14 protein-coding genes and 1 tRNA gene are annotated in these 16692 nt (G+C 51.2%); 10 read left to right on the forward strand and 5 right to left on the reverse strand.

Going from position 1 to position 16692, the window contains the following annotated elements; translation table 11 throughout:
* Positions 1–82: 82 nt before the first annotated feature.
* Positions 83–1468 carry an RsmF rRNA methyltransferase first C-terminal domain-containing protein gene (locus tag WDY75_RS10015; protein ID WP_063480200.1) on the reverse strand — a complete coding sequence of 462 codons (1386 nt, stop codon included), beginning with the start codon at positions 1466–1468 and terminating at the stop codon, positions 83–85.
* A gap of 195 nt (positions 1469–1663) precedes the next feature.
* Positions 1664–2827 carry a GGDEF domain-containing protein gene (locus WDY75_RS10020; RefSeq protein WP_040680854.1) on the reverse strand — a complete coding sequence of 388 codons (1164 nt, stop codon included), beginning with the start codon at positions 2825–2827 and terminating at the stop codon, positions 1664–1666.
* A 108-nt stretch (positions 2828–2935) separates the two neighbouring features.
* Between WDY75_RS10020 and WDY75_RS10025 the strand changes: the two genes are divergently transcribed.
* The 3 genes from WDY75_RS10025 to WDY75_RS10035 are packed head-to-tail and all read left to right on the forward strand — an operon-like array spanning position 2936 to position 8601.
* Complete coding sequence (locus WDY75_RS10025) at positions 2936–4072, forward strand: glycosyltransferase family 4 protein (RefSeq protein ID WP_040680853.1); 1137 nt, start codon at positions 2936–2938, stop codon at positions 4070–4072.
* A gap of 9 nt (positions 4073–4081) precedes the next feature.
* Positions 4082–5389 carry a metallophosphoesterase gene (locus WDY75_RS10030; protein ID WP_063480199.1) on the forward strand — a complete coding sequence of 436 codons (1308 nt, stop codon included), beginning with the start codon at positions 4082–4084 and terminating at the stop codon, positions 5387–5389.
* Positions 5386–8601: an AAA family ATPase gene (locus WDY75_RS10035; protein ID WP_063480198.1), complete on the forward strand. Its 3216-nt coding sequence runs from the start codon at positions 5386–5388 to the stop codon at positions 8599–8601. The genes WDY75_RS10030 and WDY75_RS10035 overlap by 4 nt, the downstream gene beginning before the upstream one ends.
* A gap of 73 nt (positions 8602–8674) precedes the next feature.
* Here the strand turns inward: WDY75_RS10035 and WDY75_RS10040 are convergent, their stop codons facing one another.
* A complete protein-coding gene (locus WDY75_RS10040; RefSeq protein ID WP_036641641.1) occupies positions 8675–9721 on the reverse strand; it encodes a membrane protein in 1047 nt (348 codons plus the stop codon).
* A gap of 254 nt (positions 9722–9975) precedes the next feature.
* Here WDY75_RS10040 and WDY75_RS10045 point away from each other — a divergent pair, with 254 nt between their 5' ends.
* From WDY75_RS10045 to WDY75_RS10060, 4 genes are all read left to right on the forward strand, one after another.
* On the forward strand, positions 9976–10545 hold the full coding sequence (locus WDY75_RS10045) for a xanthine phosphoribosyltransferase (RefSeq protein ID WP_006211655.1): 570 nt from the start codon (positions 9976–9978) through the stop codon (positions 10543–10545).
* A gap of 210 nt (positions 10546–10755) precedes the next feature.
* Positions 10756–11085, forward strand: a complete 330-nt coding sequence (locus tag WDY75_RS10050; protein WP_006211654.1) for a hypothetical protein — start codon at positions 10756–10758, stop codon at positions 11083–11085.
* Positions 11086–11210: 125 nt separating this feature from the next.
* Positions 11211–11429, forward strand: coding sequence for a hypothetical protein (locus tag WDY75_RS10055; RefSeq protein WP_006211653.1), 219 nt, complete (start codon positions 11211–11213; stop codon positions 11427–11429).
* 68 nt (positions 11430–11497) lie between these two features.
* Positions 11498–11827 carry a carboxymuconolactone decarboxylase family protein gene (locus WDY75_RS10060; protein ID WP_006211652.1) on the forward strand — a complete coding sequence of 110 codons (330 nt, stop codon included), beginning with the start codon at positions 11498–11500 and terminating at the stop codon, positions 11825–11827.
* A gap of 79 nt (positions 11828–11906) precedes the next feature.
* On the opposite strand, the gene WDY75_RS10065 is transcribed toward WDY75_RS10060, so the two are convergent.
* Positions 11907–12326 carry a hypothetical protein gene (locus WDY75_RS10065; RefSeq protein WP_006211651.1) on the reverse strand — a complete coding sequence of 140 codons (420 nt, stop codon included), beginning with the start codon at positions 12324–12326 and terminating at the stop codon, positions 11907–11909.
* A 177-nt stretch (positions 12327–12503) separates the two neighbouring features.
* Here WDY75_RS10065 and WDY75_RS10070 point away from each other — a divergent pair.
* The 3 genes from WDY75_RS10070 (at position 12504) to WDY75_RS10080 (ending at position 14185) form a co-directional block, all read left to right on the forward strand.
* Positions 12504–12587: transfer RNA gene (locus WDY75_RS10070), tRNA-Leu, on the forward strand.
* Positions 12588–12736: 149 nt separating this feature from the next.
* Positions 12737–13060 (forward strand): DUF6944 family repetitive protein, encoded by a 324-nt coding sequence (locus tag WDY75_RS10075; RefSeq protein ID WP_006211650.1) that lies wholly within the window; start codon positions 12737–12739, stop codon positions 13058–13060.
* Between the two features lie 237 nt (positions 13061–13297).
* Complete coding sequence (locus WDY75_RS10080; protein ID WP_063480197.1) at positions 13298–14185, forward strand: divergent polysaccharide deacetylase family protein; 888 nt, start codon at positions 13298–13300, stop codon at positions 14183–14185.
* Positions 14186–14357: 172 nt separating this feature from the next.
* Here WDY75_RS10080 and WDY75_RS10085 read toward each other — a convergent pair whose 3' ends face one another.
* A complete protein-coding gene (locus WDY75_RS10085) occupies positions 14358–16586 on the reverse strand; it encodes a methyl-accepting chemotaxis protein (protein WP_063480196.1) in 2229 nt (742 codons plus the stop codon).
* Positions 16587–16692 lie beyond the last annotated feature (106 nt).

Here is a 16692-nt window from a genome sequence, read left to right on the forward strand (position 1 = left end):
TTCCGTTGGACTTAAGATATCGGGAGATAATCATTCAGGCTCAGCGAACCGTGTCATTCTTGCAGTTCGTTGAATCAGAATATCACTTCGGATTCCGCAGGCCTTTAGGCAGATGATTCTTAAGCTGACCGCCGCTGGATTTGCCCCAGCCGATGGGGAGTCCATCTGTAGTCACTAAAGTCCACCCCCGGTATTCGGAAGGAATCGAAAGCACCTCTCCCCGCAGATAGGCGGCTACATCCGCCGAATCTGAGGCCAGATCCCAGCTTCTCGCAGCTTGGTCGCGTTTCAAGGACATAGCAAGGGCATGTGCGGGCTCGATCCGGTTCTTCTTCAGATGCGCCAGGTGAAGTCCTGCACGGGGCATCTTCAGTCCCTTAAGCTGCTGGTCATTCCAATCCCAGCCTTCGCTGACCGGGAGCCAGTACAGCTCCTCGCCAAACAAGATCGGTCTGCCGCCGCTAAGCTCAAAGCCGGGGATGTCCTGCTTCGCCCAGTCCAGAAACGCGTCCAACGCGGACTGCGCAGGGGGTTGATTGCCGCTCTGTCTTGATTTAGCCGGAAGTTTGCTGTTTGTTGACAACGACTCCATGTTCTGACTTACAACTCCGGCAGCCGATTTGGTCAAGACGGCAACAAAATGCCCCTCGCCGCGTTCCAGATGCGGCCATAAACGCTTCATTTCTCTCAGTTCCATGTCGGGATACTGCTTGAGAATACGCCCGACCATTTCCTCGTTCTCGGCCTTATTGAATGTACAGGTGGAATAAGCCAGCGTTCCTCCGGGTTTGAGCATGTGGTAGGCCTCCTGGACAATGTCCCACTGCCGGGAAGCACACAGTTCCACATGATCGTGGGACCATTCGGCAATGGCTGCGGCGTCCTTTCGAAACATGCCTTCACCGGAGCATGGAGCATCAAGCATGATCCGGTCAAAGCAGGCAACGAAACGGCGGGATAGCTGGTCCGGGGCCGCACTCGTAACAACAGTATTCTTAATGCCCATACGCTCCACGTTCTCGGCCAGGATCCGTGCCCGTTCGGGGTGGATTTCGTTAGAAACGAGCAGCCCTTGCCCCATCATCTTGGACGCAATATGGCTTGTCTTACCGCCGGGAGCCGCTGCAAGATCCAGGATGGTCTCCCCGGGCTGAGGATCCAGCAGTTCTACTGCGGACATTGCAGAGGGCTCCTGAATATAATATAGTCCGGCGGCATGGTAGGGGTGCTTGCCTGGACGCTCGTTATCATCATAATAATATCCGCTGTCACACCAAGGCACCGCTGTCAGGTGGAATTGGCGAATCAGGTTCTTTAGGTTGTCTGCGTCATGAACCGCTTTCAGCCGGTTTAGGCGCAGTCCATGGGTGCGGGGCGAATCGTAGCTGTCCCAGAAGTCATATGAAGCATCTCCGAGTATTTCATTCATACTGGTAACATAGCCTACAGGCAATAGTTCCTTTCTCATTCGTTAAATAGCTCCTTCTATAGAATAAATAGCATCTTGAAGTGTAAAGGCAAAAAAACTCCTGTTCAGAGTTGATCGTTCTCTGGCTTTAAGGAATCGGTCATTAGTTTATCACGTTGTTGCGGTACTAGTAAAGAAATGTCAAGCTAAAAAAGGGCTGCCCTCTATACGAAGAGGGCAGCCCTGCCGCCTGTGTTATCCGGCAGATTCCTTCGGTTCTGCTGACGCGGTTTTCATGGACCGGTAATCGGACACCTTGTTCTTGCCGTTTGTCTTCGAATGATACATCGCTTTGTCTGCCTGTTTCATAAGCTCGTCACCACGAACGCCTTTGCGCAGCACGCTGTACCCGATACTGAGGGTTACGATGGTTTCGCTTGCCACCCTGGCCCGAATATTCTCGGCAACCTGAGCGGGCTTGACCTTGCGGTCAACCACCAAGGCGACCAGTTCCTCGCCGCCATACCGGCCTGTAATCCCGATTCCTTCAAGCTCTTCCTCCATAATGGCGGCGACTTGCTTCAGCACTTCATCGGCTCTGGCATGGCCCTGCGTATCGTTGAGTTTCTTGAAATTATCGATGTCACAGAAAATGGCGGATATTTTCAGTTCCTGCGACGTGTAATGATCAAGATACTTCATAAAATGCCTTCGATTGTATAGCCCTGTCAATCCGTCTGTGATGGCAGAGCGGTATATGGATTGCATCAGCTCGACGATGCGTCTGAATAAAATGAAAAATACAATGCTGTAGAACAGCACCGGCAGCGCGAGCGCAAACCCTTGAAGTACAGAAGCCAGGGTGCCTGAATAGGTATGTATGGATTGCAAAATACCCCAAACGGTGTACACGGCAAGCCCCATCGCATATTTAACCGGTTGTCCGATACGAGGGGTTACCTTGACAAAAGCCAGGTAGAGGGCAACGAATTGAAAACAATCAAAATATATGCTCTGCCATATCGGATCTAGGGTGAAAGGAAGGAAAGAAGGAAGAATGAGCGGAAGCACAAGCAGTGCGGCTGACAGCAATGGAAGCCAGTAATGCATGGTCTTGATTTTACGGTACAGCATGACAACCGAGACGTTCAGCAGGACAAACGAAAAAAGCTGGATAAAACGTAAAATGTCCGATTCCGGTGAAAAAACAGGCATTCCCGTCAATGCTGAATGGATGTTCAGACCCTCGTATGTCATAATAAAGAGGAAAGCTGCCGCCATATAAAGGTAAGCATTCTTGCGCTGCTTGCTGTACATAAACAGACACATGATCAGCATCATGAGGGCGATATACGCTCCGCATACAGCAAATATGGTGGGTAGTGGAGAAGTGGACCAGTAGCTCAATTCATAGGACAAATCGATTCACTCCTGAAAAGGGATAGGTTTCCTTTGCATGAAACATATGTTCTAATATATCATATCGAAAAAGAATCTGAAAAGAGATTTAGAGAAAGGGGGATCCCCATGAAACTTCTTCAGGCATTATTTTTTCCTCCAGAACAACCAGGTGGCGTCTCGTCCATGATTCCTTATTTGCAGGAGCGTTTTCATTCTTCCCGTTGGGAGATGGAGATGTTCTGGCTGCCCAAGCGGATCCGCAACAAAGGCCATGAGGATCCAATATTCCATACCTTTGATTGGAGAGAATACGAAGAAAGTCCGATAGTTGCAAAATACCTTCAAACGTACCGGGACTATCTGTGGTGGACGCGTCTGCGCATTCAAAAGCCTTATGATCTCATTCATAGTCATCATCCCATTGCAGGCATGGCCATGAAAGCCGTATTCCCCGAGGTTCCGCTGATTCAAACCGTGCATTCCAGTTACGAGCGTGAGCTCATTCTGAACGGAAGGATCAAGGAGGGGGGGCTTGAGCACCGATTCCTGGTTTCTTTGTACAGGGAGCTCGAATATATCAGTGACCGCCTGCTGACGGTATCAAATTCCTTCAAGGCTTACATGTCGCCCTATGTGAACACCCCTGAATCGATCGGGGTTATCCATAACGGATTTGACGATAAGCGATTTAAGCCGGTTCCTCATGAAAATGCGGTGCCACAGCTTATTACGGTATGCCGTCTGGTGCCTGCCAAAGGATTGGATACTCTGCTTCAAGCCTGCGCGGAGCTGAAACGGAAGGGATACGATTACGTCCTTCATATTATCGGCGACGGACCTTCCCGTCAGGAGCTTGAGGAGATGGCGAAGGAGCTCGACATTTATCAGGAGACGATTTTTTATGGATATACGCTGCATCCTGAGGAATTTATGCCGTTCTTTGACATCTTTGTCCTGCCTTCAAGAGCGGAAGCGTTCGGCTCGGTGTTTGCAGAGGCTGCGTTAAGCTCGCTGGCCCTGGTCGGCACTGACGTTGGCGGTATTGCCGAGCAGATTGAGGACGGGGTGAACGGCTTGCTTGTACCGGCGGAAGACCCGATGGCATTGAGTGTTGCACTCGAGAAGGTCATCAGTGATCCGTTGTATCGTTATGAGCTTGCCCGAACCGCTTCGGATAAGGCGAAGAACCAGTACTCCCTGGCCAGGTCGGTGAATGAACTGAAGAAAATGTATTTGAAATTTCAACCCCAGATAGAGAGTTAGGGATCGGCTATGGCATCTTTTCGATTTATTCATACCGCAGATTTACACCTGGACAGTCCGTTTATCGGCATAAGCGGACTTGATGACAGCTTGCGGTCTTTCGTTCAAGATTCGACTTTTCGCGCGCTGGATCAGCTCGTTCGGCTCGCCATGGATCAGCAGGTTGATTTTATCGTGATCAGCGGGGATATCTATGACAGCTCCAACATCTCGCTTCGGGCACAGCTCCGATTCATGGAGGCCCTTGAGCGTTTGGGTAAGGAAGGGATTGCGGTATATGCGATTCATGGCAACCATGATCCGCTGGACAGTACCAAGCTCTCGATGACGCTGCCCTCCCATGTCCATGTGTTTGGGGGCGAGCCTGCCAGCGTAACGGCGGTTCGTCGTTCAGACCGTGAAGAGGTGGCGGTCATTACCGGGATGTCGTATCCAACCTCGAAGGTAACGGATAATATTGCGATACGATATCCAGCCCCAACCAGCGGGTTGTATCAGATTGGACTGCTGCATGCCAATGTGGATGGAGACCCGCAGCACGAAACCTATGGGCCCTGCTCAAAAAAGGATTTGATCCACGCCGGATTTCATTACTGGGCGCTCGGACATATTCATTCCCGTCGTACCTTGCAGGAATCTCCTTACATTGTCTATCCCGGCAATATCCAGGGACGCCACGTTCGGGAGACCGGCCCCAAGGGTTGTTATGTCGTCGATGTTGATGAAGATTTCAACACGAAGCTCTGTTTCCACGAGCTGGATTCCATGCGCTGGAACGTTGTAGAAGCTCCTATCGATTCTACCCAGGACGTCGATGCGTGGAGGCTGTCGCTGGAGCGGATTCTTACGCACACGGCCCGGGAGAACCCGGAGCAGCTGAGCATGATCCGGGTTCGGATCACGGGTCGAAGCCCGGTTCATCGCCAGCTTGAAGGCGGATATGTGCTGGATGAGCTGCTGGCCGATCTGCGTAGAAGAGAGGCTGCGAAGGGACGGATGTCCGGTTATCGCGGCTGCGTCTGGATTGAGAGCTTCACGCTTCAATCGGGGGACGCAATCGATACAGAGCGGCTGCTGCAGGAGGACAGCTTTGCGGGGGATTTGCTTCGGCTCGCCAGGCAGGAACAGGGAAGGCTTCATGAGCCGGATGGAGTTGCTGCCAGGAGTGTGGAGCCTTTGCTCGAGCACGCCGAAATCCGGTCTCTGCTCGATGACACAAGCCCGGAAGAGATGCTGGATTGGCTTCGCAGGGCAGAGGAACTGACGCTGGGGTTACTGCTGCGTGACCGTTCGCAGGGGGAAGGTGCCGGAGCATGAGACTTGAGCGGATGAACATCCAGGGCTTTGGAGCAGTGCGTGACAAAAGCCTGACGATTGAAGCACCGGTAACCGTGCTTTACGGACCGAATGAAGCGGGAAAAAGTACCGTGCTGTATTTTATCAGAGCCATGCTCTACGGTTTTCCCGGCAAAGGCTCACCGGCGGAGCGCGGCGCGCCTGCTGATGAAGGAATTCATGGGGGTGAGCTGCGCTTTTTGGATGAAGAGGGTGTGCCATGGGTCATCAAGCGCTACAGCCGGTCCAGGGAGACCGGCTCGGCGGGCTCGGCGGCTGGCAAGGGTGACCGTTTACATATTCATAAACAAATAGCAAACGGTATGGTCATGGAGCTTGGACAGCAGGAGCTGGAGCAGTATGCTCTAGGCGGCGTATCCAGGGATATGTTTCGTCAGCTGTTTGCCATATCGTTAAGCGAGCTGCAGGAAATCCGCAGCCTTCAATCCGCGGAGATGAGCAGCTATCTGTTTCATGCCGGAATTGGCGGCGGCGTCAATATACTGGATGCTGAGCGCAAGCTGTCTACGGAGATGGACAAGCTGTATAAACCTCGCGGGAAAGTGCAGCAGACGGCCAAGCTCCTGCAGTCCATAGAGCAATTGAGGGCACAGGTTAGGGAGAGCCAGGCCTATGTTCCCCGCTATAACGAGGTTGCTGCTTCCATCCAGGAGGCTGAGGAACGGCTGGATTTGCTGGAGCAGGAGCGCGCCAGGAATGCTGGAGATTTGGCATTGCTTCGAAAAGCGGTGGAGATCCGTTCTGTTTGGCTGGAATGGCGTGAGGCCAGGCTGGAATTAAAGGATCTGATGGACAGTGATGCCTTTCCTGCTGATGGAATAACCCGATACGAAAAAATGCAGGAGGAAGAGCGTCTTCTTCTTGCTCAGTCCCTTCGTGCCGAACGGGTGATAGAGGAAATAGAGGATAAGCTGAAGGCATTTGCCTCGAACGCTTTTATGGAACAGTATGGCGAAGCGATTGAGGATCTGTGGTCGAGGCGTAATATTTATGAAGCAGCGAATCGGGAACTCGCAGAGCTCACAGCCGAATATAAGTCGCAAGAGATCAGGCTGGAGCAGCTGCTTCGGGATATAGATCCGGCATGGACTCAGCAGGAGCTGCTGGCCTTATCGATATCCGCCGCTGAGCGTGACGAGGTGCGGAGAATCAGCGCCGCTTTCAGTGGATATGACCGCCGGATGGAGGCGTTGTTCATTGAACAGCGAGGCGCCGAGCGTTCGGCGGCAGCAGCTGAATCGGCGCTCCGGGAAACCCGGCGGCAGCTGCGTGAGGAGGTGGAGCGGGGGGAAGAGACGTTTGCCATAATAAAGCCGGCAGCGCCGAAGGAAACCGCTGCGCTATGGAATCAGCTTCAGCTGGAGATCGAGCGTTGGCGTGAAGCAAGATTGAGCCGGACTCAGCCTGAAGCGGCTTCCTCTAGCAGGCCGGTGAACAGCCGATTACCGCGAATGCATTCGGTGCTGCTTGCGGGTATGGCGGTCATGACACTGCTGCTGGCAGCGGTTTTGTTCTGGACGGCGACCCCGGAAGCCGCAGTAATCTCCAGCATTATGATGCTGCTCGGTATGGGGTATGTATACTGGAGCGGTCGCCGCGGGCTGGCCGTTGATGGAGTACCGCCTCAGGAAATATCCGCTCATGACAGGTACGGAACAGAAGAGATCAACCATCTATATTCCATGCTGATCGCTGCCCCCTATGCCGCTGCGAGCTCGAATCTGGGCAGCCGAAGGGACAAAACCGCAGCGATGGCACATGATCCCTTAACGGTAGAGGCACAGATGCGCGAGCTTCGGTCTGTGATGGAGGGATGGCAGGCCTGGCGGCAGCGGCTGGATCGATTAAGCTCGGACTGTGCGGCGGCCGAGGAGAAAGCCGCACTTCAAGCTGCTGAACTCAAAACGGTTCTTCAAACGATTCAGCAGGAGGAGCAGCGATACTTCGAGTTGGAGCGGAAGTGGGAGTCTTGGCTGATGTCCAGGGCTCTTCCACAGAAGCTTTCTCCGGATGTGATGCTGGATGTGTTCGTTCAAGTGGAGCAAGGGCAGGAGCTGATCCGCCAGAAGAGATCGCTTGGACTGAAAATGGATGTCCTGTTAAGAGAGACGGAGGATTACGTGTTCCGATGCCATGAGATATTTGCGGTTGATTCGGAAGGTGACCTTAACGATAGCAAGAGCCTGACAGTGGCTGAGCTTGGGAATCTCCATTCCAGATGGAAGCAATACCAAGAGGATACGCGGCAGCGTAAGGTGCTGGCAGAACGGATTGCCGAGCTGCGCAAGGAAGTTGCAGCGATCAATGAAGAGACAGATGAACTGCAGCAGCGCAAAGCGGGCCTGCTTGCGCAATCCCAGTCGCCTGATGAAGAATCGTTTCTCCGAATGGGGGCGGCTTCCAAGCGGCGGGAAGAGCTGATTCGCATCATCCGTCATCATGAAATTACGATGTTCAGCGGCTGGAACGATGCAGGCCGCGGGCAGCTGGAACACCTGCTGGAGCTGACGGATGCTGCGGAGCTGGAAGCTCTGTGCAACCAGAAGGAAGAGTCTGCTTCAACTGAGGCCCGTCTTCGGGATGAGCTTCAGGAGCGGCGCGGGCGGCTGCTTCAGGAGCGGGAGTCACTGGAATCCTTGGGCAATCAGGATTCGGCCCTGCAGCAGCTCGAGGAATTGCGATCCGCACTAAGGGAGTTAGTCTCCCAGTATGCGGTTCGTTCGATGGCCTCCGAATTCATAAAGCGCACACGTCGTTTATATGAAGAGGAGAAACAGCCTCAGGTGTTACAGCTGGCTTCCCGCTATTTCTCGATCCTTACCGGCGGCCTGTACAGCCGGATTGTGATGCGGATGGGAGACCAGAGTCTGCTGGCAGAACGTCCGGAAGGCGAGCTGATTGAAAGCAGCAGATTAAGCCGAGGCACGGCGGAGCAGTTGTATCTGGCCATGCGTCTTGGGCTGATCCAGTCGATGCCTCATGCAAAAGGCCTGCCGCTGCTGCTGGACGATTTGTTTGTCAATTTCGACGGTGAACGGCTGGGGCATGCACTGCGGCTGATTTCGGAGTTATCGCGTACCCGGCAGGTTGTGATGATGACCTGTCACCGGCATGTGGCTGAACAAACGCAGGCACAGATACCCGGTGCGCAGCTGATTTCATTGCAGTCATAAAGAATGGGGTTGTCCCAAGGCACTTGATGACGTGCTTTTGGGACAGCCCCATTTATTTTTATTTATTTGCTCCTTATTTGTCCCTCACCTGAGGTGTTCCGAACAGAGTCAGACGGAGCACCCACAGCAGGCACAGTCCTCCGAACGTGGGGTAGAGCAAGGAGAGCAGGGAGCTGAAACCGAACTGGCTGAAGAAATAACAGAACACCATGATACCCAGGGTAATCACTCTTGGCGAGAGGGAGGTGCGCTGCTGCACCTGCAGCGTGATCCCGTAGATGTTGGCAACAAACGTGCTGAATATTTCAAGGAAGATCAGAATGAGATAGATGATCTGAACAAGCCAGCCCAGCTGATTGGCGATGCTGCCCATCGGAATTTCATATTGGGAAATGCCGGGCATATGGGCGGACATCGCAAAATGGGCTGCCATCAGCATAAATCCTACGCCTGTACCTCCGATGATGCCGCCCCATTTTACGGTGCGAGCGCTCTCCGTTTGACTGCCCAGCGGGACCAGCACCGGCATCGCCATCACCAGGTTAAAGGCCGTGTAGAGCAGCGGCGCAAGCCAAACCGAAGGGAGACTGTGGTCGGTCGTCAATGTTAAGAACCGGGTGGCTCCCGGTGTGTGAATCGTTTGAGAGACAATAGCAACCGATAGGGTCAGCATCATGGGAACGACGAGACTGTTCATCGTCATGATGGACTGAATGCCTTTTCTAAGAATAAAATAAGTTCCGATCATCGTTACAAACAATCCGGTCTGATAATTTAAATTCAGATGCTCCACAAAAACGGATCCGGCACCGGCAAGCATAATGCTGTTCACACCAAGCAGGATGATAAACATAAAGAGGCTGATCCAGCTCCCGGCTTTCTCCCCAAACAGAAACTTGTTCAGGTCTTCGAAGGATTGGGCGCCGATCCGTTTGGATATCGTCATGATTTTGGTGCCGAGCCAGATAAATAATCCGGTAGTCAGCAGAATGGTAAGTGTTGCCCAGTGCCCATACTGGGTAAAAAATTGAAGGATTTCCCGACCGGTAGCAAAGCCAGCGCCCACAATCGTTCCAATATATGTAAAGGCGATCTGTAAAACACGCATATAATTACGCAAGCGCCGCGGCCCCCTTGAAAGTTATTAATTCTGCATAGTACAAGGTATGCCTCACACAGCTGGGACATGACTCCAACCTGTCCGAGCGTACGCTTAATAAGGGGGTTATGTCATTGGTTGGTCTGGTTATGGAGCTCGATGTTAGGATTTATGACGGAAACCGTACACTTAAATGACGGAGTGATCGTTTGTACTTGCCGTACAGGGAGGAATATGTTACTTTTACGACAAAGGAATCGTGGGAGGTCTTTTTGATGGAATGGTTGAAAGAGCGGATCATTAAAGAAGGTGTCGTGTTGTCGGAGCAGGTGCTGAAACTGGATGCGCTGCTGACACATCAGGTTGACCCGGCTTTAATTATGGAGATGGGCCGAGAGTTTGCGGCAAGATTTAAAGAAAGCGGTGTGACCAAGGTGGTTACGCTGGAATCCTCCGGCATTTCAGTGGCATTTGCTGCGGCTTTTGAACTGGGAGTTCCTATGGTATTCGCCCGACGCAAGAAAACACTGCTGGCTGACCCCGATGCCTTGTGTGAGCGCGTCCCGTCTTTCACCAAAGGAATTGTTACGGATATTATGGTGTCACGCCAGTTTATAGGGGAACATGATAAGGTGCTCTTCATTGATGACATTATTGCCAACGGGGATGCAGCAAGAGGTCTGATCAAAATCATTGACCGGGCAGGCGCTGAATTAATCGGGCTTGGTGTTGTGATCGAAAAGAGTTTCCAGGCTGGGGCAAGAACCCTGCGTGAGCAAAATGTTCATGTGGAGTCGCTAGTTACGATTTCCTCACTTGAAGATGGTAAAATTTCGTTCAGCTAAATCGTTAGAATCGGCATAGGCGACTCAACGTGCAAGCGAAGAGGGCTAGGCCTTAGGTCATGAACGTTTGTACCTGTGCCATGAGATATGAAATATGGAAATTCGTAGTTGATTTTAGATGGATTTCCGCCTAAAATCGCAACAAATTCTTTTCGCCTCCGTGATTTTCGCTTATAATAAAGAGGTAGGCAAGAGAGAGGAGGCAGCACCATGGGGAAACAACCTGTAACCGAGCCGTTTTTGATTGATAAGCTGAATGAAGCAAAGGTACATTTTGAACGTGCTTTGGATTGTAAACATACGGAGTTTGATGATCTATATCCCTATATGATTGAACATCCTCAGTTTTTCTGGTACAAACGCTATGTTGCCTGGTCAGAACTGCTGACGATTGCCGGATTGTGTGAGGAGGTTTCCTTCGAGTGGAAGGAACAGTTCACACCTCAGCAAGTGGAATATATCGAGAAGCGTGTGATGTCTTCAACCGTTCTGGACTTCTGGTACGAGAAGAATGACAGCATAGAGCCGGCACAGCGTTAATGGGTATATAGAACATCCCTTAATCAGGATGTTTATCGATAGCGTATGGCATCGCATTCAAAAGACCTAAATGATATTCATTTAGGTCTTTTTTTGCAGAGTAAGATGATGAAGGAGGCATGGCGATGATTAGTGATGAAAGACTTGATGAATTAAGGGTTTCCGGTGAGCTGGTTCGGGTTGTGCGGGACGGCTTGGAGAGCAATGATATTATCGGCTTTGTTGTCGCCTGGGACCCGGAGCAGGTTATCATCCGCCGCCGAAACCGGCGTGTAGTCAAGCTGGATCGCAGGTACAGCTATCAGTTGAAAAAAGAGCCGAGAGTAAGCCCAATTGAAGAGTAGGCATAGATTTGGAACTCGTCGGACAACTTAACCTCTAGAATATTTTATTTAGAAGAGGTGTTCAGATGATGGAAATGTCCAACGATAAGATCTCGGCATATAAAAATGAAATCCTGAATTTAAAGCAGAGCATGCCCGAGATGGCAGAGGCGTATCATCAGTTTACCGGCGTCTGTTTTTCGGATGGCGAGCTGGATGAGAGAACGAAACAGCTGATTGCGCTCGGGATTGGGCTGTTCGCCAATAATGAGCTGTGTACCTTCTATCATATGGAAGAGGCCCGTGCCAAGGGAGCCTCGGATGCTCAAATTATGGAGGCCGTAGCAGTAGCGTCTGCCGCTAGTGCTGGACATGCTCTCTCGCAGGGATTGACCCGTGTGCAGCATAACCTTCACTAAGGCACGATCAAATTAAACCGTCTTATCCGGCGTATTGTGCAGCCGGATAAGACGGTTATTCTCTGTTGAACGGCCGCAATTAGCGGGCGAATGCAGCGGCAGGAGCAACCGGATGCTCAGTCGTCTCGGTCTCAGGCGGAACCAGCCCGAGATAGGCGCGCATGCGGTCCATCATCTCCTCGCGGAAGGATGGCCATAGAATATTCATCGATCCGATGTAACCCCGGCATGCATACCGTGCCTGAATTCCGTCCTGGCTCTGTACGATGTCATAAACCTTGATCGTTCGCTTGGCGAACTCCTGCTTCACTTCACGAAGAAGGACAGCTGCCCGTTTGGCACCGTTACCTACCATTTCCACATACAATTGAGGGGTCTTGAAGACACCGCTCTCCTGGATGATCCGGCAATCCCGCTCAAACACTTTATGGATGAACCTCAGAAGCAGATAACTCTTGATCAACGCTCGCTCTTCCGTCGTAACAGCCGGTATGGCCATCAACTTCACCGCCTTTATATAGTAAATGGTTATTTAATGAGAACTTATGTTCTTATTTTAACCGAAAATCAGGTTTTTAATCAAGCTGAAAAAAAGTGTTGACTCCATTCATTCAGCGTGATATTATATATCTTGTCGCCGCTGATTAGAGATTGACTCGAGGCAGACAGGCAATATGCGGTCGTGGCGGAATTGGCAGACGCGCACGGTTCAGGTCCGTGTGGGCTAACCCCCGTGGAGGTTCGAGTCCTCTCGACCGCATCCTAAAGAAAAAAACTCGTAAACTGCTTTGCAGTTTACGAGTTTTTTTGCGTGGAGATTCTATGGGACAGGGTTAATGACTTATACCAAAGAGATGGAATGCACGTATTATATTAGATAGTGATATAGATATAGGTAGTTGAGAGTAGGTGATTGCCTTGTCAGCCAAGGATTTGAGTCTCCAAGAGCAGCTTGCGGCTTATGCTTGGCTGCAAGCGTTGGGAACGAATATTGCTGCTCTGGGTCAAACCAAAAAGTTGTCCAAACGAAAGAAATTGCAGGCTGAAGGCCGAAGACTCTCTGTTCTTGGAAATGCGATGCAGTCGATAGCCAATGCGGCTCAGGCAGAGATTAGCACAAAAATGAGGGGCACAGCCATGAATAAGAAAGCTAACGATCTTACGGCTGCCGGCAATCTTCTGCAATCCGTCGGAAATGCGCTGCAGGTTATTGCGGGAGAGGAGCATCCTTGAATGACAACACTTTTAACACTTCTGAAGGAAAACTGAACATACTCAAAAAAAGAAACAAGGCGTTTACCTGTGACGGGAGGTGTCTTGTTTTTATTTTCTTGAACGGAGAGGTTTCTTGTGCCTGGTGTCCTAATGAATGTTAACATTCAGCTGCAGTGTTACATATTTGAATAACTTTTCTCAAATAATACGGTTAGGTCTGGTAAGTATGATGGTGAAAGGAAAGGGGCGTGAACAATGCGGAAGGTATTTAGAAATTCGGTTGTCTTCTTGCTGTGTATGATATGTGGGATCGCAAACGGAACACAGGGGGGCGGATATTTTGCAGGGACGGCCAACGCCGCTGAGCCTCCTGTTCAAGTAACCAGGCAGTTACGTGAGGAGCCTCTGAACAACCAGTCTGGCAAAGGGCAGAAAATAAGTAAATTATCGGTCATCATTGATGACTTTGGCAATGGTCAGAAGGGCACTCAGGAGATGCTGAGTCTGCCTGTCAAGATTACGGTTGCCGTGATGCCTTTTTTGCCAACAAGCAAAAAGGATGCAGAGTCCGCGCATAAGATGGGACATGATGTTATTATCCATATGCCCATGGAGCCTAAACAGGGACGAGCTTCCTGGCTTGGACCTGGCGCCATTCTGAGCTCGCTTACCGATGAGGAGATTCGTAAACGAATGGAAGAGGCGATCGATTCCGTACCGTATGCGATTGGGATTAACAATCATATGGGCTCCAAGGTTACAGGTGATGAACGGATCATGTCGATTGTGCTTGATGTGTGCAAGGAAAGAGGATTGTTCTTTATCGATAGTAAAACCAATTACCGCAGCGTGGTCGGCAAGCTGGCGGCAGAGAAGGGGATGCCAGCGATTGCCAATGATATTTTCCTGGACGATGTTCATACGGTACAGCATGTAAGCAAGCAGCTCGTGACGGCGGCACAGCATGCGGAAGAAAGAACATCCTGCATTGCCATTGGGCATGTTGGCGTATTCGGCACCCGAACGGCAGAAGCACTGAAAGTTTCCATTCCGGAGCTGCAAAAAAAGGTTGAGTTTGTTGGTATTAGCGATTTGGTTAGAGAGCGTTCAAGCTGGAGGCCTAATCCGCTGCCGACGTATTAATGCGTCCCGTTTAATTGCTGGATTAGTCAAAATCGGTACGAAGATGAGGGAGGTTCGGGCTTAGATGCCCGAGCCTCCCTCATTGTTATAAACATACAGCCTTCCAACAAGACACAGGCTATTACCGACTTGATTGAAGCATGAAGGCCTGTTTAATTTGGTGAAACTGCAATTAACGGATGCGGGAATCGTTGAGCTTGAATTGTCCCACCAGCTGCTGCATGGAATTTGCAATGACTTCTACATTGCCGGAGGTGTGTCTTACGCTTTCGATTTCCCGGGAAAGCTCCTGAACCCTGCTCTCCACGTCCTTGGAGATCTTGCGGTTCTCCTTGCTGACCGAAGCAATCTTCTCCATCAGCTGAACCACTTCATCAACAGCCTGATGCTTCCGAAGATCATCCTCGGCCGCCGCCGTTAACAGCTCGGAGGCTGCGGAAACCAGGAGATTGCCTTCCTGCACCACCTTGGTCCCTTCCTCCATGGATTGAAACGCAAACTCGGCATCTTTGTAGATATGACTGATAATGCCATGGACTTCCTCTGTGGACTGTCTCGTCAGGTCGGACAGCTTACGGATCTCGGATGCAACAACGGCAAAGCCTTGGCCATGCTCTCCGACTCTTGCGGCTTCAATCGATGCATTCAGGGCGAGAAGATGTGTTTGTGATGAGATTTGCTCGATGACATGCAGCACACCTTTTATCTCCCGAACGGTTTGCATGAAGATGCGGATGGTATGGTTTGTTTCCTCGACTTTGGAAGAGATGTGTGACATCTTGTCCCCGATGCGGACCACCTCGTTCTTGGCCACATCGATCTGTTCATTGGCCTGCTGTTCAAGCTGGCGCAGCGTCTCCCGCATGTGCTCCGCGCGCTCCTTGACGGCATCAATATCCAGAAGCTGGCTGCGCATGCTGCGGATCATCTCGCTGATGTTGCTGCTGACCCGCTGTGCGGACGTCACAGTAACTGCGGTTGTGTCATTCATGATCTGTTGACTGGAGGAAACATCGCCTGCGGTCAATTTCACCTGCATCATGATACTCTCCAGCGAATCGATCATATTGTTGATCCATTTGGCTAACTCGCGGGTTTCGTCATGATCGAAGTGACGGGTATCCAGCCGCTGGGTAAGGTCGCCTGTGCCTTCGGCATTAATGCGGATGAATCGGCTTAGACGGCGAAGGCGATCCGCCACCCGTTCAATTTCCTTGCGCCCCACCAGAGCAGAAGTGAGGAGACCGGTAATCAGACATGCGGCCAAGCCAATAATGGCGGCAGCTAGCGGAGATAAATGGGAGGCGGCAGCATATACAATCGCAGCAGTCAGTACGCTGGAGAGAAGCGTGGACGCGCTGTGCAGCCTGGAATGTCTCCATCTTATGCTGCGAATCCGGTAGACCTCCTCCAAATCGCCTTCACACATCATCCCCCAGTCATCCGGACAATGGGGCAAGCGAAAAGTCACGCCCTTGCCAATCACCGGTATATGGCGGTAATCGGAGTAACCGGGAAAGGCAACAAACAGATTGTCGCCGTTGCGGATGGTGCTGGCCACCCCTGGATGGAGTTGACCTGTTGCCGGATCGGTGAACATAAGCTCAAGTTCAGTATGCTCTTTGACTGATACCGTACCCCAGTCGGTGGTAACGCCATCCTTCAAATTCTCGCCGTGGGTAAAGGTGCGATCTTCAAATCGGCTTCTTGAAAGGGCCGTCCCCGGAGCGATGTGAAGATTCAACTCAGGCTTCGCCATAAAAATATAGTTGTCACCGGAGTCAGGGTATATGTGTCCGGATTCCCGCTGAATTAAATCCCCAATGACGTCATTAGGCACTCGCCCGCACAGAATACCTGCAAAAGCTCCGTCTGTATGGAGCGCATTCATGAATAAAAGTGTCATTTTGTCGTGAAAAGTGGAGGTTCGAGGACCGATGGTTAATGTGATGGGGTCGCCGTAAGGTCCGAAGAGTAATTTGCCGGTTCCAAGACCGGTGAGATGATGGATAGCACGGCCCAACTGACTCCCGTCATCATAGGTTGTACCAATATGTGAAGCGTATGTAGAATACGTGACCTCACCGGAGGGGTTCAACACAAACAATTCAGTGAAGTCGGAAGCGCGCGAGTAAAGGGCAGAGAACAGCTGCTCTTGATTCATTCGAGAGTCTGAAGACAAGGAATGCGCGCTGCAATCTCCTGAAGCATGAAGCTTGTCCAGCTGCTCCTTGAGGCGGTCCAGATGCCCCCAATATTCATGACTCCACGAGAACAGCAGCTCTTTGCGTGTCTCGGCAATGCCTTCAAATATCTCTTCAACATCTTCCTTCAACTTACGATTCAGACGCCATGAAATCCAAAGCGGAAGTCCCTGGCGATAGCCAAGCCAGTCAAACATAGCGATCTCCCCCAATCCCTATTTGAGTAATGTATCTTTATACATGTTAGTTATACTACCACAGTTTCTTGAAATTTCTATAAGGAATTTTGAAAAAAATGATACT

The organism is Paenibacillus glucanolyticus, assembly GCF_037333485.1.
GTDB lineage: Bacteria > Bacillota > Bacilli > Paenibacillales > Paenibacillaceae > Paenibacillus_AQ > Paenibacillus_AQ glucanolyticus.